General features: G+C 73.1%; 19 protein-coding genes. 15 read left to right on the top strand and 4 right to left on the bottom strand.

Annotated features, from left to right (window positions below):
- Nucleotides 1-241: 241 nt before the first annotated feature.
- The 9 genes from PJ985_RS16755 (at nucleotide 242) to PJ985_RS16795 (ending at nucleotide 7808) form a co-directional block, all read left to right on the top strand.
- On the top strand, nucleotides 242-595 hold the full coding sequence (locus PJ985_RS16755; protein ID WP_271684595.1) for a DUF5955 family protein: 354 nt from the start codon (nucleotides 242-244) through the stop codon (nucleotides 593-595).
- 101 nt (nucleotides 596-696) lie between these two features.
- Nucleotides 697-957, top strand: a complete 261-nt coding sequence (locus tag PJ985_RS16760; RefSeq protein WP_271684596.1) for a thiamine-binding protein — start codon at nucleotides 697-699, stop codon at nucleotides 955-957.
- Complete coding sequence (locus PJ985_RS16765; RefSeq protein ID WP_271684597.1) at nucleotides 954-1334, top strand: helix-turn-helix domain-containing protein; 381 nt, start codon at nucleotides 954-956, stop codon at nucleotides 1332-1334. Before PJ985_RS16760 ends, PJ985_RS16765 begins: the two co-directional genes overlap by 4 nt.
- Nucleotides 1335-1476: 142 nt before the next feature.
- Nucleotides 1477-2001 carry a 2-oxo-4-hydroxy-4-carboxy-5-ureidoimidazoline decarboxylase gene (gene uraD, locus PJ985_RS16770; protein WP_443033503.1) on the top strand — a complete coding sequence of 175 codons (525 nt, stop codon included), beginning with the start codon at nucleotides 1477-1479 and terminating at the stop codon, nucleotides 1999-2001.
- Nucleotides 1998-2369: a hydroxyisourate hydrolase gene (gene uraH / locus PJ985_RS16775; protein ID WP_271684598.1), complete on the top strand. Its 372-nt coding sequence runs from the start codon at nucleotides 1998-2000 to the stop codon at nucleotides 2367-2369. Before uraD ends, uraH begins: the two co-directional genes overlap by 4 nt.
- Nucleotides 2370-2376: 7 nt before the next feature.
- Nucleotides 2377-3333 (top strand): factor-independent urate hydroxylase, encoded by a 957-nt coding sequence (gene pucL / locus PJ985_RS16780; RefSeq protein WP_271684599.1) that lies wholly within the window; start codon nucleotides 2377-2379, stop codon nucleotides 3331-3333.
- A 38-nt stretch (nucleotides 3334-3371) separates the two neighbouring features.
- Entirely contained in the window at nucleotides 3372-4742 is a 1371-nt protein-coding gene (locus PJ985_RS16785) for an 8-oxoguanine deaminase (RefSeq protein ID WP_271684600.1), read from the top strand.
- Nucleotides 4743-4995: 253 nt separating this feature from the next.
- On the top strand, nucleotides 4996-6753 hold the full coding sequence (locus PJ985_RS16790; protein ID WP_271684601.1) for a PP2C family protein-serine/threonine phosphatase: 1758 nt from the start codon (nucleotides 4996-4998) through the stop codon (nucleotides 6751-6753).
- The gene (locus PJ985_RS16795; RefSeq protein WP_271684602.1) at nucleotides 6750-7808 is read left to right on the top strand and encodes a cobalamin B12-binding domain-containing protein; all 1059 of its coding nucleotides are present in this window, start codon (nucleotides 6750-6752) and stop codon (nucleotides 7806-7808) included. The genes PJ985_RS16790 and PJ985_RS16795 overlap by 4 nt, the downstream gene beginning before the upstream one ends.
- Nucleotides 7809-7899: 91 nt before the next feature.
- Here PJ985_RS16795 and aceB read toward each other — a convergent pair whose 3' ends face one another.
- The 4 genes from aceB to PJ985_RS16815 form a co-directional block, all read right to left on the bottom strand.
- A complete protein-coding gene (gene aceB / locus PJ985_RS16800) occupies nucleotides 7900-9525 on the bottom strand; it encodes a malate synthase A (RefSeq protein ID WP_271684603.1) in 1626 nt (541 codons plus the stop codon).
- Nucleotides 9526-9693: 168 nt separating this feature from the next.
- Nucleotides 9694-11793: a heavy metal translocating P-type ATPase gene (locus PJ985_RS16805; RefSeq protein ID WP_271684604.1), complete on the bottom strand. Its 2100-nt coding sequence runs from the start codon at nucleotides 11791-11793 to the stop codon at nucleotides 9694-9696.
- A gap of 116 nt (nucleotides 11794-11909) precedes the next feature.
- Complete coding sequence (locus PJ985_RS16810) at nucleotides 11910-12527, bottom strand: nucleotidyltransferase family protein (RefSeq protein WP_271684605.1); 618 nt, start codon at nucleotides 12525-12527, stop codon at nucleotides 11910-11912.
- Nucleotides 12524-13318, bottom strand: coding sequence for an IclR family transcriptional regulator (locus PJ985_RS16815; protein WP_271684606.1), 795 nt, complete (start codon nucleotides 13316-13318; stop codon nucleotides 12524-12526). The genes PJ985_RS16810 and PJ985_RS16815 overlap by 4 nt, the downstream gene beginning before the upstream one ends.
- Nucleotides 13319-13571: 253 nt before the next feature.
- Here PJ985_RS16815 and allB point away from each other — a divergent pair, with 253 nt between their 5' ends.
- The 6 genes from allB to PJ985_RS16845 all read left to right on the top strand — a co-directional run bounded on the left by allB (nucleotide 13572) and on the right by PJ985_RS16845 (nucleotide 20121).
- Nucleotides 13572-14915: an allantoinase AllB gene (gene allB, locus PJ985_RS16820; protein ID WP_271684607.1), complete on the top strand. Its 1344-nt coding sequence runs from the start codon at nucleotides 13572-13574 to the stop codon at nucleotides 14913-14915.
- Entirely contained in the window at nucleotides 14912-16078 is a 1167-nt protein-coding gene (gene alc, locus PJ985_RS16825; protein WP_271684608.1) for an allantoicase, read from the top strand. Before allB ends, alc begins: the two co-directional genes overlap by 4 nt.
- Nucleotides 16079-16323: 245 nt before the next feature.
- Nucleotides 16324-16995: an enoyl-CoA hydratase-related protein gene (locus PJ985_RS16830; RefSeq protein ID WP_271684609.1), complete on the top strand. Its 672-nt coding sequence runs from the start codon at nucleotides 16324-16326 to the stop codon at nucleotides 16993-16995.
- A gap of 97 nt (nucleotides 16996-17092) precedes the next feature.
- Entirely contained in the window at nucleotides 17093-18274 is a 1182-nt protein-coding gene (locus PJ985_RS16835; RefSeq protein WP_271684666.1) for a cytochrome P450 family protein, read from the top strand.
- 144 nt (nucleotides 18275-18418) lie between these two features.
- The gene (locus PJ985_RS16840) at nucleotides 18419-19567 is read left to right on the top strand and encodes an ROK family glucokinase (RefSeq protein WP_271684610.1); all 1149 of its coding nucleotides are present in this window, start codon (nucleotides 18419-18421) and stop codon (nucleotides 19565-19567) included.
- Nucleotides 19564-20121: a hypothetical protein gene (locus tag PJ985_RS16845; RefSeq protein WP_271684611.1), complete on the top strand. Its 558-nt coding sequence runs from the start codon at nucleotides 19564-19566 to the stop codon at nucleotides 20119-20121. Before PJ985_RS16840 ends, PJ985_RS16845 begins: the two co-directional genes overlap by 4 nt.
- The last annotated feature ends 4 nt before the right edge of the window (nucleotides 20122-20125 follow it).

The raw sequence follows: 20125 nt of genomic DNA on the forward strand, positions 1-20125 counted from the left end.
GCGGTGGGCCACAAGTCTCGCCCACGCGGGCCGGTCCCCGCAGCACTGCCGGAAACCTGCCGGACGGGCGGAACGTAAAGCGACGTTCACCGTAATGTGACGCGGAGTTTCGCCCTCCGTATGGCGCTCTGCGCGGACAGTGATATTTACTGTCCCTGTGCGGCTGCCGGGTGGATGCTGAGCGAGACCGTACGCCCGGTGGGTTCGAGTGCGTCGAGGACGAGCGCAGGGAGGGCACCGAATGGCCGCTGGCAAGGCTGATACTGCACACTCCGGGACCGTCGAACGGACCGCTGACCCGCGGCTGCTGGCTCTGCAGGCCGCGGTGGAACGATTGCGTGTCGACCTGGACGCCCACCGGACGCCCTTCGCGGACCGTGAAGTGGCGGAGCGTGAGCTGGCCGTGCTCGATGCCGCGCTGGCGACCGGGATGCCCGAGGGGGCAGCCCTGCGGCACGGTCTGCTGCTGATCGCCGCCGCGGTGGGGTCGGTGAGCGCGCTGGTTCCGGCCCTGCGTCAACTCCGCGCGGCTGTCGACCTCTTCGGCCCGGGGCCGCAGTGGTTGCCGGCCGGCCGGTGGGCGCGAGGCCGCTGAGCGGACGCACCTGCTCCCCGACCGGTGCCCCGGACGCGGCGGCCCGGGAGGGCGTCCCGGGCCGCCGCGGCGCGGGCGCGGCGCGGCGCTAAATTGGGTGCGTGCGACTGAGACTGGAATTCACGACCGAGCCGTTCGATCTGGACGAGCCGCCGGAGCATGCAGTGGTGGCCCGCGGGGTGGTGCAGCAGGCAGCGCTGGAGAATGTCGAGGTCGGCCCCTTCGGCACCACCGCCGAAGGCGCCGCGGAGGACGTGCTGGCCGCCGTGCAACTGGTGCTGCACCGGTCCCTGGAAGTGGGCGCCACCCGGATCTCGCTGCAGCTCAACGCGCTCGGGGACGGTCCGGAGCGCGGCGCATGAGCGGCGCCGGCGACGACCGTGCCCCTGGCCCCGACGCCTTCGTGCGGGCGGTCAAGCCGCTGGTGGACGCCATCGGGGGCGAGCTCCTTCCGCCCGGCCGGGCCGGGAGCGAGGACGTGGTGCTCCGCTGGGAAGGGCGGGAGGCGGTGGCCGTACGGCTGCCGCGTCTGGCGGACTCGCTGGAGCACCTCCTGAACGAGCTGCGGCGCCGGCACGGGATGCCGCTGTCCGAGCTGGACCGGCGGGCCAAGCAGGCCGCGGTGCGCAGCCTGGAGGCCCGCGGTGCGTTCGCGATGCGGCACGGGGTGGAGACGGTCGCGGAGGCGCTGGGAGTCAGCCGCTTCACCGTCTACAACTACCTGAACCGGGAGACCTGAGCGCTGCCCGGCCCGCACGGGTCCTGCTCAGCCGGGCGCTCCCGGCCACGGCCGGCGTCGGTTCAACAAAATGTTGACGACAAGGGGTCCGGCAGGCTTAGCTGAGGGCCGGGCCGAAGCCGCCGCTCCCCGGGGAGGACCCTTGACGTCATGCTCGGTACCCGAGCTGGCCTGGATCAACGACGCCGCCGAGGACACCGTCCGCCGCACGCTGCACGAGGTGTGCGCCGCCCCGGCCTGGGGCCGCGCCCTCCTGGCCGGCCGCCCGTACGCCGGGCTGCAGGCGCTGCTCGCCGCCGGTGACGCCGCCACCGCCGCCCTGACCCCGGCCGGCCTCGACGAGGCACTGGCCGGCCACCCCCCGATCGGCAGACCCCGCCCGGGGGACCGGTCCGCGCAGGAACAGCGTGGCATGAGCGGGGCCCCCGAAGCCCTCGCGGAGGAGATGCAGACGCTCAACCTCGCTTACCAGGAGCGGTTCGGCCACGTCTTTCTGATCTGCGCCACCGGGCTGTCCGCCGGGCAGCTGCTGGAAGCCGCCCGTACCCGGCTCGGCAACCCGCCGGAGACCGAGCGCGAGATCGTGCGCACCGAACTCGGCAGCATCCACCGCATCCGCCTCGCCCGGCTCAGCCGGCCCGCCGGGGAGAAGGAGCGGTGCGCATGAACAGCCCCGCGACCGCCTCGGTCTCCACTCACGTCCTCGACACGGCCGCAGGACGGCCCGCGGCCGCCGTCGCGGTCGAGCTTGCCGTGCGCACCGGCCCCACGGACGGCTGGAGCCACCACGACACCTCACGCACCGACCCGGACGGCCGCTGCCGGGACCTGGCCGCGCTGCCGCCCGGGGCCACCCACGCCAGGCTGCGCTTCGCTGTCGAGCCGTACCTCAGCCGGACGGCAGGCGACCGCCCGCCCGCCGGTGGGAGCTTCTTCCCCGAGGTGGCCGTGGTCTTCGCGGTGGCTCCGGGTGAGCACTACCACGTGCCTCTGCTGCTCAGCCCGTTCGGCTATTCCGTCTACCGAGGGAGCTGACCCGCCGATGAGCACCTCCGCTCCTCAGCCCGGCCCCGCCCCGCGGCCACCGGGTGAACGCCCGGCGCTGCTGGGCCCGAACCGGTACGGCAAGGCCGAGTGCCGCGTCGTGCGCGTCACGCGTGCGGGTGCCACCCACCACATCAAGGACCTGAACGTCTCGGTGGCCCTGTCGGGCGACCTGGAAGAGGCGCACCGCTCCGGCTCCAACGCCCACGTGCTGCCCACGGACACCGCCAAGAACACCGTGTACGCCTTCGCGCGGGAGCACGGCATCGCCTCACCCGAACAGTTCGGCATCCTTCTGGCCCGGCACTTCGTGACGAGCCAGGAACCGCTGCACCGGGCCCGGATACGCGTCGAGGAGTACGCCTGGGAGCGCATCGGGACCGCCGGCGCCGGCCCGCCCCGGCACTCCTTCGTCCGCAAGGGACAGGAGGTGCGCACCGCGCAGGTCACCTTCGACGGGGCACGCTGGGAGGTCCTCTCCGGGCTCAAGGACCTCATGGTGCTCAACTCCACCAACTCGGAGTTCCGCGGCTACGCCAGGGACCGGTACACCACGCTCCAGGAGACCGGGGACCGGATCCTCGCCACCCGGGTCACCGCGCTCTGGCGCCACCACTGGGCCGGCGAAGCCCGGGCCGTCCCGTCCTGGGACCCGTCCTGGACCGAGGCGAGGAGCCACCTGCTGGCCGCCTTCGCCGACACCTACTCGCTGTCCCTGCAGCAGACCCTCTTCGAGATGGGGACCCGGGTGATCGACAAGCTCCCCGGCATTGACGAGATCCGCTTCGCCCTGCCCAACCGGCACCACTTCCCGGCCGACCTCGAGCCCTTCGGGCTGACCAACGACAACGAGGTCTACTACGTGAGTGACCGGCCCTACGGTCTCATCGAGGCGACGGTCCTGCGGCCCGGCGCCGAGGCCGTCATCCCCGCCGATCTGACCGGCCCGCTGTAGGACGTACCGAACAGCGCACGCGGAATCGAGGAACCTTCATGGCGGAGCAGCGCCTCGTCATCGAGAACTGCGCCCTGGCCACGGTGGACGCCCACGACACCGAGTACCCGGCCGGGCACGTGGTGGTCGCCGGGAGCCGTATCGAGACGGTGGGTCCCGGGCCGGCTCCCGCCGGGCTCACGGGTGTGACCCGTCGCATCGACGGCACGGGCCACCTCGCCACGCCGGGACTCATCAACACCCACCACCACTTCTACCAGTGGCTCACCCGGGGACTGGCGCAGGACGCCCACCTGTTCGACTGGCTGGTGGCGCTCTATCCCACCTGGTCCCGGATCGACGAGCCGATGGTGCACGCGGCCGCCCAGGGGTCGCTCGCGATGATGGCCCGGGGCGGGGTCACCACCGCGGCCGACCATCACTACATCTTCCCGCGCGGCGCAGGGGACCTGGTCGGTGCGGAGGTCCGGGCCGCCGCTGAGCTGGGCGTCCGCCTCACTCTCGCCCGCGGTTCCATGGACCGTGGTACCTCGGAGGGCGGGTTGCCGCCCGACTTCGCGGTCGAGACCACGGAAGGGGCCCTGCTCGCCACCGAGCAGGCCATCGACCGGCACCACGACGCGTCCCCCGACTCGATGCTGCAGATCGCCGTCGCACCCTGCTCGCCTTTCTCCGTCTCCACCGAGCTGCTGCGTGAATCCGCCGCGCTGGCCCGCCGCAGGGGGGTTCGCCTGCACACCCACGGTTCGGAGACGGTGGAGGAGGAGCAGTTCTGCCGTGAGCTGTTCGGGACGGGGCCCACCGACTATCTCGCGTCGGCCGGCTGGCTCGGCCCGGACGTGTGGATGGCGCACTGCGTGCACATGAGTGACGAGGACATCAACGCCTTCGCCCGTACCGGCACCGGAGTCGCGCACTGCCCTTCGTCCAACGCCCGCCTGGCCGCCGGGATCGCCCGGATCCCGGACCTGCTCGCGGCCGGTGTGCCGGTCGGTCTCGGTGTCGACGGCACGGCTTCCAACGAAGCCGGTGAGCTGCACACCGAGTTGCGCAACGCGCTGCTCATCAACCGGCTCGGAGCCCACCGTGAGCGTGCGCTGAATGCCCGGCAGGCCCTGCGGCTGGGCACCTACGGCGGAGCCCGGGTGCTGGGACGGGAGCAGGAGACGGGCTCGCTGGAGCCGGGAAAGCTTGCCGACCTCGTGCTGTGGAAGCTGGACGGTATCGGCCATTCGACCATCGCTGACCCGGTCGCGGCGCTCGTGCTGGGAGCGGCGGCACCGGTGACTCTCTCCCTGGTCGGCGGCCGGCCGGTCGTGGAGCACGGCAGGCTGCTCACCGTCGAGGAGGACGTGGTCGCCCGCGCCGCGCGGGAGCAGGCACGCCGCCTCGCCGGGCTCCTGACCTGATCGTTCCGCGGCGGGTCGGAGGCCTGCGGTCGCCCACCATCCCCCGCACCGGCTGTACCGTGGAGAGTGCGGTGGGGCAGCGCCGGGCACTCCGGGACCGGGGCGCGTCCGCACCGGCGTTACACGTGCAGATGTCTTCGGGCAGCCGATTCCTGAGCCGAGGTGCTGTGATGGTCATCCCCGACTCGCTGGGCGAGCGGATACCGTGCCGCTGCCGTAGCCGTACGTCTCCCCTGAACGTTTCCCGTCTCCCGTGAAGCGGAGCGAACGGCAGGAGACGTGGGGCACCGGCGGGCCCTGGGCGGGACCGGAGGTCCCGGTGGGCCGCCCGGCGCCGGGCGCGGTGTCCGCGTCCGGTGTCCCGTCCGCGGTGCTGGACCTGATCGACGAGGCGGTGATCGCCTGTGACGGCCAGGGGCTGGTGCACGGACTCAACCGGCGTGCCGCGGAGCTCTTTCCCCGCCTGCGGACCGGTGGGGCGCTGAGCACTCCGGCGGCCGGGCCCCTCGCTCAGGCTTCGCAGGCCGGAGCGGGGTCGTTCGATTCCGAGCACGAAGGCCGGTCACTCGTCGGGACCAGAGCCGAGCTCGACGGGCTCAGCGTGTGGCTCGTGCGGGACGAGACCGCCCGGCGGAGCCGGGAACGGGCGGTGCAGACGGAGTGGAGCAACTCACTGTTCCTGGCCGAGGCCGACCGGAGGCTGACCGGATCGCTGCACCACGGCCGTACCGTGCGCACTCTGGTGCGCACCGCCGTCCCGGTGCTCGCGGACGGGGCCGTGCTCCTCCTGCCGCAGCGGCATCAGCGCTCGACCTGGTACCGGGTGTGGCCGGGGGCCTCCGGTGCGGGCGAGACCGGGCTGGTGCCGGCCGAGTCGCTGGACCGGATGCCCCGGGTGGCGGACGCGTACACCGGCCGGGAGGCGCGGGTGATGGCCTGCCCGCGGCAGGACCTGGACGAGCTGCGGGTGCTGGGCGCCGTGCTCGCACCGGAGATGGCCGCGGGCGAAGGGCACGCGCTGGTCGTCGGGCTGCCCGGCAGCGGGTACCCGGCCGGTGCGCTGGTCCTGGTGCGGGGCCCGGAACGGGACGGCTTCGGCCCCGCGGACACCGAGCTGGTGCGGCAGTTCGCCTCCCGGGCGGGGATCGCGCTGGCCGCCGCCGATTTCTACAGTCAGCAGGCGCACACCACCGCGGTGCTCCGGGCCGGGCTGGATCCCGACCCGCTGCCGGCCGTGGACGCGGTGCGGCTGGGAGCGGCGTACCGGCCGGCCCGGGAGGCGCTGCAGATCGGAGGCGACTACTACCAGGCCCGTGCGTGCCATGACGGCGGTGTGGAGTTCTTCCTGGGCGACGTGCGCGGGAAGGGGGTGGAGGCGGCGGTCCTCACCGGACGGGTCCGCCAGACGCTCCATGCCCTCACGCTGGTCGAGCCCCGGCCGGTACGGGTGCTGGAGCTGCTCAACCAGGTGCTGCTGGACGCCGGCGAAACCCGGTTCACCACCCTGGTGACCGGGAGAGCGCTGCCCGCTCCGGGCGGAGGGCTGGATGTCACCGTGGCCGGCGGCGGCCACCCGTCCCCGCTGGTTCTCCGCCAGGACGGACGGGTGGAACCGGTGGATATCGGGGGCATGCTCGTCGGTGCGCTGCCCGATCCGGATTTCGACCAGGAGCGGCTCCATCTGGGTCCCGGGGAACTGCTGCTGCTGTACAGCGACGGGGTGACCGAGGCGCGCGGCGGACCCTCGGGCAACGAGATGTACGGGGACGACCGGCTCGCCCGGGATCTCGCCACCTGCGCCGGGATGCCGGCCGGTGCGGTGGCCGAACGGGTGGAGCTGCTGACGACCCAGTGGCTGGCCGGGGGCGCCTACGACGACATCGCCGTACTGGCCGTCCAGGCCGCGGCCATGCCTGCCCCGCCCTCGCCTCCGCGTTCCACCCCGCCGGCCGTCCCGGAGCGCCCGGGCGGCACCTCCGGCGCCGGCCCTGCCGGGGAGGTGCTCCCGTGACGGAGGCTCCGTCGGCGGTGACGGCGGAGGTCCGGGCCGCCTTCGACCGTCACCTCGCCTGCGCGGACCAGGACGCGGCGGTCGCCCTCACGCTGGACCTGGTCGAGCGGGGCGTCCCGGCGGAGGCCGTGCTGCTGGACCTGATCGCCGCCGCCCAGCACACGGTGGGCCTGCGCTGGGCGGAGAACAAGTGGAGCGTGGCCCAGGAGCACGCCGCCACCTATGTCAGCGAGCAGTGCGTCGCGGCGCTGTCCGCCGCGGTCCGGCGCCCCGGTGACGGAGCCCCGGAGCGCGAGGTCGTGGTGGCGTGCGTGGACCGGGAGTGGCATGCGCTGCCGGCCCGGATTCTCGCCGAAGTACTGCGGCTCCGGGGCTTCTCGGTGGCCTTCCTTGGTGCCCATGTCCCCGCGCCGCATCTGCTCACCTACCTGCACGAGAACGGCCCGGACCTGGTCGCGCTCTCGTGCATGCTGCCGGCCCGGCTGCCGCACGCCCACCGGCTGATCGAGGCGGCCCATCTGGCCGGAACGCCCGTGATGGTGGGCGGGCCGGGATTCGGCGCCGACGGTCTCTGGGCCCGTACCCTGGGCGCGGACCTCTGGGCGGGCAGCGCTGTGCAGGCGGCCCGGCTGCTGGCGGACCGGTGGCCGCCCGCACTGACCGGTGAGTCGGCTCTGGTGCACCTGGCCGACGAGGAGTACGGCCTGCTCGTCCGGGACCGGGCGGCACTGCTCCAGCACCTGGTCGACGACCTGCGGGAGCGGTTCCCGCCGATGCGCGCCTACACGGAGCAGTCGTACGACGCCACCGTCGAGGATCTCGGCCATCTACTGGACTTCCTGGCCGCCGGGGTCTTCGTCGACGACGAGACGTTGCTGGCCGACTTCCTTGCCTACACCGCCGCCATCCTCGCCAGCAGGGGAGTGCCGGCCGCCGGCCTGTGGGAGGCCCTGCGCTCCCTGCGCGGGCCGCTGCACCGCTGCCCCCGCGCCCTGGCGCAGCTCAGCGCGGGGGAGCGGCGGCTCGTGGAGGAGGGAATCGAGCCGCCGCCCTGACCGTGCGGGTCCGCGGGACCAGTGCGGTCCGAGGGGCGCACGCCGCGCAGAAGTCCCGGGGCCGGACGGCCGGGTCGGCCGGCCCGTCCGTTCATGGCCGGGCGGGTGTCTCGAGCAGTTCGTAGGCGGGGAGGGTGAGGAAGTCGACGTACTCCTCGCTGAGGGCCAGTCGCAGGAGCAGGTCGTGGGCCCGCTGCCAGCCGCCGGACTCGAATGCCTGCGCTCCGGTCTCCTCCCGGATGGCGGCGAGTTCGCGCTCCGCGGTCTCCCGCACCAGGGCGTGTGTCACCCGGCGGCCGTCGTCGAGCACCACGCCGGCGTTGATCCACTGCCAGATCTGGGAGCGCGAGATCTCTGCGGTGGCGACGTCCTCCATGAGGTGGAAGACCGCGACGGCTCCGCGTCCGGCGAGCCACGCCTGGAGGTAGCGGGTGCCGACCTGGAGGGCGTTGCGCAGCCCTTCGTAGGTGGGGACGGCCTCCAGGGAGTCGATGGCCAGCAGTTCCCCGGCGGTGACCCGCACGTCTTCGCGCAGCCGGTCCTTCTGGTGCGGCCGGTCGCCGAGTACGGCGTCGAAGGACTCCCGGGCCACCGGGACCAGGCCCGGGTGGGCGACCCAGGACCCGTCGAAGCCGTCCGCGGCTTCCCGGTCCTTGTCCGCCTTGACCTTGGCGAAGGCCAGCGCGTTGGCCTCGGCGTCCCTGGACGGGATGAACGCCGCCATGCCGCCGATGGCGTGCGCACCGCGCTTGTGACAGGTGCGGACCAGCAGCTCGGTGTAGGCCCGCATGAACGGTGCCGTCATGGTCACCGCGTTGCGGTCCGGCAGCACGAACTTCTCGCCGGCGTCGCGGAAGTTCTTGATGAGGGAGAACAGGTAGTCCCAGCGGCCCGCGTTGAGGCCGGACGCGTGCTCGCGCAGTTCGTGAAGAATCTCCTCCATCTCGAACGCCGCGGTGATCGTCTCGATGAGCACGGTGGCGCGCACGGTGCCCCGCGGGATGTCCAGGTGCTCCTGCGCGAAGACGAACACATCGTTCCAGAGGCGGGCTTCGCGGTGGGATTCGAGCTTGGCCAGATAGAAGTACGGGCCCTTGCCGAGCTCGATGAGCCGCTGGGCGTTGTGGAAGAAGTAGAGCCCGAAGTCAGCGAGCGCCCCGGGGACGGGGACGCCCTCGACCGTGAGGTGCCGCTCGTCGAGGTGCCAGCCGCGGGGGCGCATCACCACGGTGGCCAGCTCCTCGTCGGGCCGCAGTGCGTAGTTCTTGCCGCGCTCGTCGGTGAAGTCGATGCGGCGGCGGTAGGCGTCGGCCAGGTTCAGCTGGCCGCCGATGACGTTCTCCCAGGTGGGGGAGGAGGCATCCTCGAAGTCCGCGAGCCATACGCGGGCGCCGGAGTTGAGGGCGTTGACGGTCATCCGTCGGTCCGTCGGACCGGTGATCTCCACCCGGCGGTCCTGCAGGGCGTCCGGGGCAGGGGCCACCTGCCAGTCGCCGTCGCGGATGTGAGCGGTGTCCGGCAGGAAGTCCAGGCCACCGGACCGGGCGATCCGGGCCCGCCGTTCGGCGCGCAGAGCCAGGAGTTCGTTGCGGCGCGGGGTGAACCGCCGGTGCAGCTCGGCCACGAAGCCGAGCGCTTCCTCGGTGAGTACCTCGCCCTGGCGCGGCAGGGACGGGGCCGGGACGTCGGCCGGCGGGAGGGGCGCGGCTGCGGACATGAAGGAGTCACTCCTAGCGAGGCGAGGGCCGGGGCGGCAGCCGGGTGGGGGCGCGGGCCGCAGCCCGTACCCCCCCCCGGCCATCCAGTGGAGAATAGTTTCCTCATCGTGGAACATCAACGACCTGTTGAACGTCCGTACGATCCGGCTCCTTCGCCCGGTGTGCCCTCAGGCCGCGGGCCCGACCGGCTGCTGCGTCAGGTCCAGGCGGCGCAGCAGCTGCGCGTTGAGCGAGACCACGACCGTGGAGAGGGACATCAGCACGGCTCCGACCGCCATCGGCAGCACGAAGCCGACCGGAGCGAGCACTCCCGCGGCCAGCGGGACAGCGGCAACGTTGTATCCGGCGGCCCACCACAGGTTCTGCTTCATCTTCCGGTAGCCCTGCTGGGAGAGCTCGATGACGGAGAGCACGGACCGGGGATCGTCACTGGCCAGCACCACTCCGGCGGAGGCGATGGCGACGTCGGTGCCGGCCCCGATCGCGATGCCCACGTCGGCCTGCACCAGGGCGGGGGCATCGTTGACGCCGTCGCCCACCATCGCGACCTTCCGTCCCTCCCGCTGGAGCTCCTGCACCTTCTTGTCCTTGTCCTCCGGGCGGACGCCCGCGAAGACCTGGTCGATGCCCAGCTCCCCGGCGACCGAGCGGGCGACCTGCTCGGCGTCACCGGTGATCATGACGACCCGCTTGCCGAGTCCGTGCAGCTCGTCGACCGCGATCCGGGACTCCGGCCGGACCTCGTCGGCCAGTCCGAGGGCGCCCACCACCGCGCCGTCGGCCAGCACATGCAGGATGATCGCGCCCTCCTCCTTCCACGCCCCGGAAGCCGGCAGCGGGTCGAGCCCCTGGTCCCGCAGCATGCCGGGGCCGCCCACTCCGACGGTCCTGCCGTCGACCGTGCCGGTGACGCCGACGCCGGTGGAAGCGCGGAAATCGGTGGCCGGTGGAACGCGGATCCCGCGTTGCCGCGCGGCGGCGGTGATCGCCGCGGCGAGCGGGTGTTCGCTGTCGGCCTCCACCGCGGCGGCCAGCGCCAGGACGGTCTCCTCCTCGTGGCCACCCGCCGCTGCGGTCCGGGTGACCGTCGGCTCGCCCTTGGTCAGGGTGCCGGTCTTGTCGAACAGCACGGTGTCCACCGTGCGCATCTGCTCCAGCGCCATCCGGTCGGTGATCAGCACGCCACCACGGGCGGCGCGCTCGGTGGCGATCGAGACGACCAGCGGGATCGCGAGTCCCAGGGCGTGCGGGCAGGCGATCACCAGGACGGTGATGGTGCGGACCAGCGCGCTGTCCGGGAAGCCCAGCAGCAGCCAGACGGTCATCGTGACGGCCGCGGCGGCGAGAGCGAACCAGAAGAGCCAGCCCGCTGCACGGTCGGCCAGCCGCTGGGCCTTGGAGGTGGAGCTCTGTGCCTCGGCGACGAGGCGCTGGATACCGGCCAGCGCGGTGTCCTCCCCGATGGCGGTGACCTCGACCCGGAGAGAGGTGTCAGTGGCCACGGTGCCGGCCACCACCTGGTCACCGGGCCCGCGTGCCACCGGCCGGGACTCGCCGGTGATCATCGATTCGTCGACATCGGCGGTGCCCTCGGCCACTCGGCCGTCCGCGGGGACCCTGCCGCCCGGACGCACGATCACCAGGTCGCCCAGCGCGAGGTCGGACGGCGCGACCGTCACGGTCTCCCCGTCCACGACCTTCTCGGCCTCGTCGGGCAGCAGGGCGGCCAGCGACTCCAGGGCTGAGGAGGACTGCGCCAGGGAGCGCATCTCCAGCCAGTGGCCCAGCAGCATGATGACGATCAGCAGGGTCAGTTCCCACCAGAAGTCGAGCTCGTGCTCCAGCAGGCCGAGGCTGGCGCCCCAGGACGCGAAGAAGGCCACCGTGATGGCCAGGGAGATCAGCAGCATCATGCCCGGGCTGCGCTCCCCGATCTCACTCCGGGCCCCGGTCAGGAACGGCCTGCCGCCCCAGAGGTAGATCACCGTGCCGAGCACCGGCGGCACCCAGGCGGCACCCGGGAAGCCGGGAACCGAGTAGCCGACGAGGTCCGCGAACATCTCGCTCAGCAGGACCACCGGGATGCCGAGGAGCAGCATCCACCAGAACAGCCGACGGAACTGCGCCACGTGGTCACCGTGCCCGGCATGGCCGCCGTGGCCCGGCGGGCCCTTCCGGTCGGTGTGCCCGGTGTCGTCCTGGGGGGCGCGGGGTGCGGGTCCGTGCTCGTGCGGGGCGGTTGCCGAGTGCGGGTCGTGGCGTGGCATCACAGACTCCAGACGAACGGGAGCGGCATTCCTTTATACCCCCTTGGGGTATATCACGACGGTACCCCTCCGGGGTAGACGGGGCAAGGGCTGTCTGCCTCGTGTTCCGGAGGTGCCTACCGCTCCGGACGCGGCCCCGGCCGGAGCCTGGTCCGCAGGTCCTCCGTGGTGTCGATGTCGTACGGCTCGGCCAGGTCACCGCACTCCACCAGGGTGAGGCCGGCGCCCTGTGCCCGGAGGAAGCCACGCGCACCCTGGTCTCCCCGGGCCAGCCGGGAGACCTCCGCGAAATGCCGGGATCCCAGGAGCACGGGATGCCCGCGGCGTCCGCCGTACCCGGCTGCCGCCAGCGCCGCGGGGGAGTGGCAGGCGGCCCGGACACGTGCCATCGCGGCAGCCCCGATCCCCGGCTGGTCGACGAGCGCGACCAGTGCGGCCGTACAGCTCTCGCCCTCGAGGGAGGCCAGCCCGGCGCGCAGGGACGAGCCCATTCCGGATCCCCAGTCGGGGTTCTCGACCAGCACACAGCCCGGCAGTGCCGCCCGCTCCCGTACCCGGGCGGCTTCCGCCCCGATCACGACATGCACCGGATCGCACCCCGCCGCACGCAGGGCCGCCGCCCCCGCCTCGACGAGGAGCCGCCCGTCGTGTTCCAGCAGCGCCTTGGGTCGTCCGCCCAGTCGCCGCCCGCCGCCCGCTGCGAGCAGGAGTCCGGCCACCCGCTGTGCCGTCACCGGTCGCGCTCCGGGACGGCGAGGGCAAGGGCGTCCGAGAGTTCCCGGGCGACCTCCCGGAGCAGGGGGACCATCCGGTCTGCCGCCGACTCGGTGAGCCGGCCGGCCGGGCCCGAGACGGACAGGGCCGCGGCCATGGGGGTATCGGGGACCGGCACGGCGAGGCAGCGCACGCCGATCTCCTGCTCGTTGTCGTCCATCGCGTAGCCCGAGGTCCGGGCCTCGGCCAGGGCCTCGAGGAAGGCGTCCGGGGTGGTGATCGTCCGCTCCGTCGCGGCAGGCATGCCCGTACGGGCCAGCAGGGCGCGCACCTCCGCGTCCGGCCGGTGGGCGAGGAGCGCCTTGCCGACGCCCGTGGCATGCGGCAGAACCCGCCGGCCGACCTCGGTGAACATCCGCATGGCATGCCGGGAGGGAACCTGGGCCACGTACACGACCTCGTCACCGTCGAGCAGAGCCATGTTCGCGGTCTCGCCGGTCTCCTCCACCAGGCGGGCCAGATACGGGCGGGCCCAGGTGGCCAGTGGCCGGGTGGCGCTCTCGCCGAGCCTGATGAGGCGCGGCCCCAGCGCGTACCGGCGGTCGGGCTGCTGACGGACATAGCCGGTGGCGACCAGGGTGCGGATCAGCCGGTGGATGGTGGGCAGCGGCAGACCGCTGCGGCCGGCGAGCTCACTCAGCCCGACCTCGCCGCCCGCGTCGGCCATGTGCTCCAGCAGGCGGAACGCCCGCTCCAGAGACTGGACACCCCCGGTGGCGGCTGAGGTCCTGGGCGCGTCGGACGGGGGCACGTCACAGTCCTTTCCGGAGGATCACGGCGCAGCCTACCGGGCACGGGCGGAAGAAGGTTTCCGGACACCGGAACCGGGGCGGGCGGCCCCCGGCGGGGAGGGGCGGGTTGACGATCGGTGCGAGCTGCCGGAAGACTCCTTCAACAGAACGTTGAACTCAGCGCGGTCCGCCGCGCCGGTTCCGGTGTCCGCCGCTCGCCGTGGGTGCCGGACCGGGGCAGGAGTGCGGGAACCGACCGGAACAGGAGAGGCCGTGCACCCCACCGAACTCGTGCTCCGCTCGACCCGGGTCCTCACCCCGGACGGGATCCGGCCCGCTTCCGTGAGCGTCGCGGACGGCCGCATCACGGGCGTACTGCCGCACGGCGGGAGCTTCCCGGACCGGGCCCGGCTGGAGGACTACGGTGACGCGGTCCTGATGCCCGGCCTCGTCGACACCCATGTGCACGTCAACGATCCGGGCCGCACCGAGTGGGAGGGCTTCGCCTCCGCCACGCGGGCGGCCGCCGCCGGCGGTGTCACCACCCTGCTCGACATGCCGCTCAACAGCATCCCCCCGACCACCACCGTCCCGCACCTCGCGGTCAAACAGCAGGCCGCCCGCGCCCGGGCCCATGTCGACGTCGGATTCTGGGGCGGCGCCGTCCCCGGCAACACCGCCGAGTTGCCCCGCCTCCACCGTGCCGGGGTCTTCGGCTTCAAGTGTTTCCTCTCCCCGTCCGGTGTGGAGGAGTTCCCCGCCCTCGGCCCGGACGACCTGGCGGAGGCGCTGGCCGGGATCAGCCGCTTCGACGGTCTGCTGATCGTGCACGCCGAGGACCCGGAACGTCTCGCCGCCGCCCCGGCAGCCGACGGCAGCGAGCGCTACGCCGATTTCCTGGCCTCCCGTCCGGGAGCAGCCGAACACGAAGCTGTGACCCGGCTCCTCGGTCTCGCCCGGAAGCTCGATGCCAGGGTGCATGTGCTGCACCTGTCCTCCTCCGGAACGCTCCCGCTGATCGCCGCCGCACGACGGGCCGGGGTCCGCGTCACGGCGGAGACCTGCCCGCACTTCCTCACCCTCACGGCCGAGGAAGTGCCCGATGGCGCAACCGAGTTCAAGTGCTGCCCGCCGATCAGGGAGGCCGCGAACCAGGACGCGCTGTGGGCCGCGCTGGCGGACGGCACCCTCGACTGTGTCGTCTCCGACCACTCACCCTGCACACCCGACCTGAAGGTCGCCGATTTCGGGGCCGCCTGGGGCGGCATCTCCTCCCTCCAACTGGGCCTGCCCGCCGTGTGGACGGCTGCTCGCGCGCGCGGACACAGCCTGGAGGACGTGGCCCGCTGGATGTCCGCCGGGCCCGCCCGGCTGGCCGGACTGCACAGCAAGGGAGCCCTGGAGCCGGGCAGGGACGCCGATGTCGCGGTGCTCGACCCCGAGGCCACCTTCACGGTCGACCCGGCCGCCCTGCACCACCGCAACCCGGTGACCGCCTACGCCGGCCGCACGCTGCACGGTGTGGTCCGCGCCACCTGGCTGCGCGGCCGGCTCGTCGCCGACCGCGGACGGATCACCGGACCGTACGGACGGCTCATCGAGAGGACCCCCGCATGACCGAGATGACCGCCCGCTTCACCGGGGACGCCGACCCGTACCGGGGAGGCGACCCGTACGCCGACTACCGCGCCGATCCCGGGACCGCCGCTCACCTGGCCGGGTTTCCTGACCTGGCCGACCGCCGGCTGGGGGCGGGAGTCATCGCCGCCAACGACGAGTTCTTCGCTTCCCGGGAGAACCTGCTCAGCCCTGAGCCGGCCCGCTTCGACCCCGCCACGTTCGGACCCAAGGGCAAGATCATGGACGGCTGGGAGACCCGCCGCCGGCGTGGCGGCTCCGCCCTGGCCCCGCACCCGGGCCCCGAGGATCACGACTGGGCACTCATCCGGCTGGGCGTTCCCGGAGTGATCCGCGGCATCATCGTGGACACCGCGCACTTCCGGGGGAACTACCCGCAGGCCATCGGTATCGAGGGCACCGCGGCCCCCGGCGCGCCCGCGCCGGAGGACCTGCTCGACCCCGGCACCGCCTGGACCGAACTCGTCCCGCGCACGGCGATCGGTGGCCACGCCGCCCACGTCTTCGATGTCGGGGTGGAACGGCGCCTCACCCACCTGCGCCTCCGCCAGTACCCCGACGGCGGGGTCGCCCGGCTGCGGGTGCACGGCGAGGCGGTGCCGGACCCGCGGTGGCTCGCCGCGCTGGGCACCTTCGACGTGGCCGCGCTGGAGAACGGCGGCGCCGTCCAGGACGCCTCCGACCGCTTCTACTCCCCGCCCGTGCACACCATCGCACCGGGCAGGTCCCGGCGGATGGAGGACGGCTGGGAGACCCGCAGGCGCCGCGACCGGGGCCACGACTGGGTCCGCTACGCCCTCGCGGGCCAGGCCGGCATCCGGGCCGTGGAGATCGACACCGGCTGCTACAAGGGCAACTCCCCGGGCTGGGCCGCGGTGTCCGTGCTGGACGCCACCGACGGCACCGACCCCGCTGACCACGACGCACCGGGCTGGACCGAGCTCGTGCCCCGTACCCGGCTGCAGCCCGACACGGTGCACCGCTTCCTTCCCGAGCCCGGAGCCGCGGGCACCCGAGCGGCCACGCACGCCCGGATCGACATCCATCCGGACGGCGGGATCGCCCGGCTGCGCCTGCACGGCACCCTGACCGCGGAAGGCGCCCGCCGGCTTGCCGACCGGCATCGCGCCCTCGGCGGCTGAGCCGCGCACCCGCCCCTTCCGGTACGCCCGGGGTCGCGGCCGGCGGGCCGGCCCTTGCGCCGCCGCCGTCGTCCGGCATAAGTTACCGCAGGGTAGTCACGGTGTCCGGGGCTTCCCCGCGGCGCGGCCGACCCTCCCGTTGGTCCCCCGAAGGGCGATCCGCCGAGCCCGCGCAGAAGCGAGCGCCGCGGCCGGTGGTCCCCCGAGCATCCGTCACTCCGGTCCGACCCGTTCAAGGAGCGCCCATGCCCACGCTCGACCGTCAGGACAACGTCTTCGTTCTCGACCTCGGGGACGGCGAGAACCGCTTCCACCCCGACTGGATCGCCTCCGTCAACGGCGCCCTGGACGAAGTGGAGAAGGCGGAGGGGCCACGCGCCCTGGTGACGGCCGCGAGAGGCAAGTTCTACTCCAACGGCCTGGACCTGGACTGGCTCGGCGCCCACGCCGCTCGGCACCAGGAATACGTCGTCTCGGTGCACGAACTCCTGGCGCGCGTGCTGTCCCTGCCGGTGATCACCGTGGCCGCGCTGCAGGGCCACACCTTCGCGGCCGGCGCGATGTTCTCCCTGGCCCACGACTTCCGAATCATGCGCGCCGACCGCGGCTACTGGTGCCTGCCCGAAGCCGACATCCACATCCCCTTCACGCCGGGCATGTCCGCTCTCATCCAGAGCCGCCTCACCCCGCAGAGCGCACACGAGGCCATGACCACCGCCCGCCGCTACGGCGGCAGCGACGCCCTGGCCGCCGGCCTCGTCGACCGCGCGGTGGACGAGGACGCGGTCCGGCCGACCGCCGTCGCGCTCGCCCGGGAACTGGTCGGCAAGGCCGGCGGCACCCTCGGCACCATCAAGGCCCGGATGTACGCCCCCGCCCTGGCCGCGCTGCGCGAGCAGAAGGAACCCCTCGGCTGACGCGAGGAGTTGGTGCGCGCTGCCACTACGCTGGGGTTCTGCCGCCGGCGACGGCCGGCAGCCGCGGCCAGGAGGCCAGGACGAGGACGGTGTGGTGATGATCGACATCATGGAGCTCGGGGGCGGGTACGTGAGGGATCCGTACCCCTACTACGCCGAGATGGGGGGACGCGCCCCCGTCGTCAAGGTGCGGCTCCCGGACGGCAGCGAGACCTGGTACGTACTCGGCCACGCAGCGGCCAGAGCGGCGCTCAACGACGCCCGGCTCGTCAAGGACTGGCGCAAAGCCCCCCTGGACCCGGCCCCGGCCCACGGGTCCCTGCTCGGCCCGAACCTGCTGGAGGTGGACCCCCCCGAGCACACCCGGCTGCGGAAGCTGGTGGCCAGGGCGTTCACCCAGCGGAGAGTCGCCGCTCTGGAACCGCGGGTCCAGCAGATCACCGATGAACTGCTGGACGACATGCTCGGTGAGCCCGGCCGGCGCGCCGATCTCGTCGACGCGCTGGCCTTCCCGCTGCCCATCACCGTCATCTGCGAGCTGCTCGGCGTGCCGTTCCTGGACCGGGAGGCATTCCGGGCCTGGTCCAACGACATCCTCGACGCGCAGGGCCCGGAAGCGGAGGAGCTCGCCGCCGCGGAGCTGCGCGCCTACCTCCTCGGCCTGATCGCCACCAAGCGCGAACAGCCCGGCGACGACCTGCTGAGTGAGCTCATCCGCACGCACGACGAGGACGGCGCCCGGCTCTCCCCGGACGAGCTGGTGGGCATGGCCTTCCTGCTCCTGGTCGCCGGCCACGAGACCACGGTCAACCTCCTCTCCAACGCCACGCTCGCCCTGCTGCAGCACCCCGACGAGCTGGCGGCGCTGCGGGCGGACCCCGCCCTGCTGGACGGCGCCGTCGAGGAGACCCTGCGGTACGACAGCCCGGTGGAACGCGCCACCGTGCGGTACGCCCGGGAACCGGTCGCATTCGGCGGGGCCGTCATCCCGGCGGGAGACTCGGTGATCGTCGTTCTCGGATCCGCCGGCCGGGACCCGGAACGCTGGCCGGACCCCGACCGGTTCGACATCCGCCGCCCGGTCCGCTCCCACCTGTCCTTCGGTCACGGACCGCACTTCTGCATCGGGGCTCCCTTGGCCCGACTGGAGGCCCGGGTCGCGCTGGGCGCGCTGCTGCGCCGCTGCCCGGGCCTGGCGCTCGACGTGCCGCCGCAGCAGCTGCGCTGGCGGCTCAGCCACGTCGTTCGCGGTCCGGAAAGCCTGCCGGTGCGCTGGTGACCGGTCCCGGCGAGGCACCCGCGGCCGGAGGAGCACGGGTCCCCTGCCGGAACACCCCGGCCGCCGGGGGCGCGGAACACCCGCGGTGTGCCGTGCGGCTCCCCCGGCCACGGATCGGTGCCGAGTAAGGCAGAATCGTGCGCGATGAGTACGTACCGCGAGCGAGTGCACCAGGGGTCCGCGCGGGCGACCGTGCTGCGCACGATCGCCACGCGTGAGCGCCGCTCGCACCTGTCCGCTCCCCGGGTCCCCACCGTCGGTATCGACATCGGCGGAACCAAGGTGATGGCGGGAGTCGTCGACGCCGACGGCGTCATCGTGGAGCGCCTGCGGGTGGAGACGCCCGACAAGTCCAAGAGCCCGCAGGTCGTCGAGGATGTCATCGCCGAGCTGGTGCTGGACCTGTCCGACCGGCACGATGTGCACGCCGTTGGAGTGGGCGCCGCCGGCTGGGTCGACGCGGACCGCTCGCGGGTCCTGTTCGCCCCCCATCTCGCCTGGCGCAACGAGCCCCTGCGCGATGCGCTCGCGGCCCGGCTCGCCGTGCCGATCATGGTGGACAACGACGCCAACACCGCGGCCTGGGGCGAGTGGCGGTTCGGTGCGGGCCGCGGCGAGGACACCCTCGTCATGATCACCCTGGGCACCGGTATCGGCGGCGCCATACTGGAGGACGGCCGCATCAAGCGCGGCAAGTACGGGGTGGCGGGCGAGTTCGGCCACATGCAGGCGGTCCCCGGTGGGCATCGCTGCCCGTGCGGCAACCGCGGTTGCTGGGAGCAGTACAGCTCCGGCAACGCCCTGGTCCGCGAGGCCCGGGAGCTGGCCGCCGCGGAGTCACCCGTCGCGCACGGCATCCTCGCCCGGGTCGACGGCCGGATTGCCGACATCACCGGCCCGCTGGTCACCGAGCTGGCCCGTGAGGGCGATCCGATGTGTGTGGAGCTCCTGGCAGACATGGGCCAGTGGCTCGGGATCGGCATCGCCAACCTCGCCGCCGCGCTGGACCCGGGCTGCTTCGTGGTCGGCGGAGGAGTGAGTGAGGCCGACGATCTGCTGCTCGGCCCTGCCCGGGACGCCTTCCGCCGTCAGCTCACCGGCCGTGGCTACCGGCCGGAGGCCCGCATCGAGCGGGCTCAGCTCGGCACGGACGCAGGCATGGTCGGCGCCGCCGATCTGGCTCGCCTGATCGCGCGCCGGTTCCGCCGGGCGAACCGGCGGCGGGCAGAACGCATCCACCGGGCCGGGCTGGAAGTCCCGCTGCCTTCCCGTCGCCGGCCGGCGGGCCCGTGAGCGGCCGCGTCCCCGTCTACGTTCCGGTGCGGCCCCCGCACCGGCCGCGGCGGCGCTGGCTGGTCGCCCTCATCGTGGTGCTGCTGATCGCCGTGCCGGCGGGCTATGTGGCCCTCTCCGGCTGGCAGAGCCGGGACAGCGGCCAGGACAAGGAGCATGCGGCTGCCGTGCGCAGCCTGGTCTACGAGTGGCCGAGCCAGGTGCAGCGCCGGATCTACGACGTCCCGATACCGGATGGTTCGACGTACGTGGCGCACTTCGAGGAGAACACCTGGGACCGCAGCACCATGTACGTGCAGTTCCGCACCTCCCCGGAGCAACTGCGCCGCTTCCTGGAGGACATCGGTTCCCAGCGGTCCGAGCTGAGCGACGGCACGGTCACGGTTCCGCAGGAGGTGGCCGACATCGTCGGCTGGTCGTTCGACGGCCCGGACCGCGTCTACGCGGGGACGACCGTCCAGCAGTCCCCGGCGGAGCCCGAGGTGGCCATCACCGTCGATGTCACCAAACCGGAGCGGCCCCGGGTCTACGTGGTGTCCACCTCCGAGCCGTGACGCC

Source organism: Streptomyces sp. ACA25, assembly GCF_028200735.1.
Classification (GTDB): Bacteria; Actinomycetota; Actinomycetes; order Streptomycetales; family Streptomycetaceae; genus Streptomyces.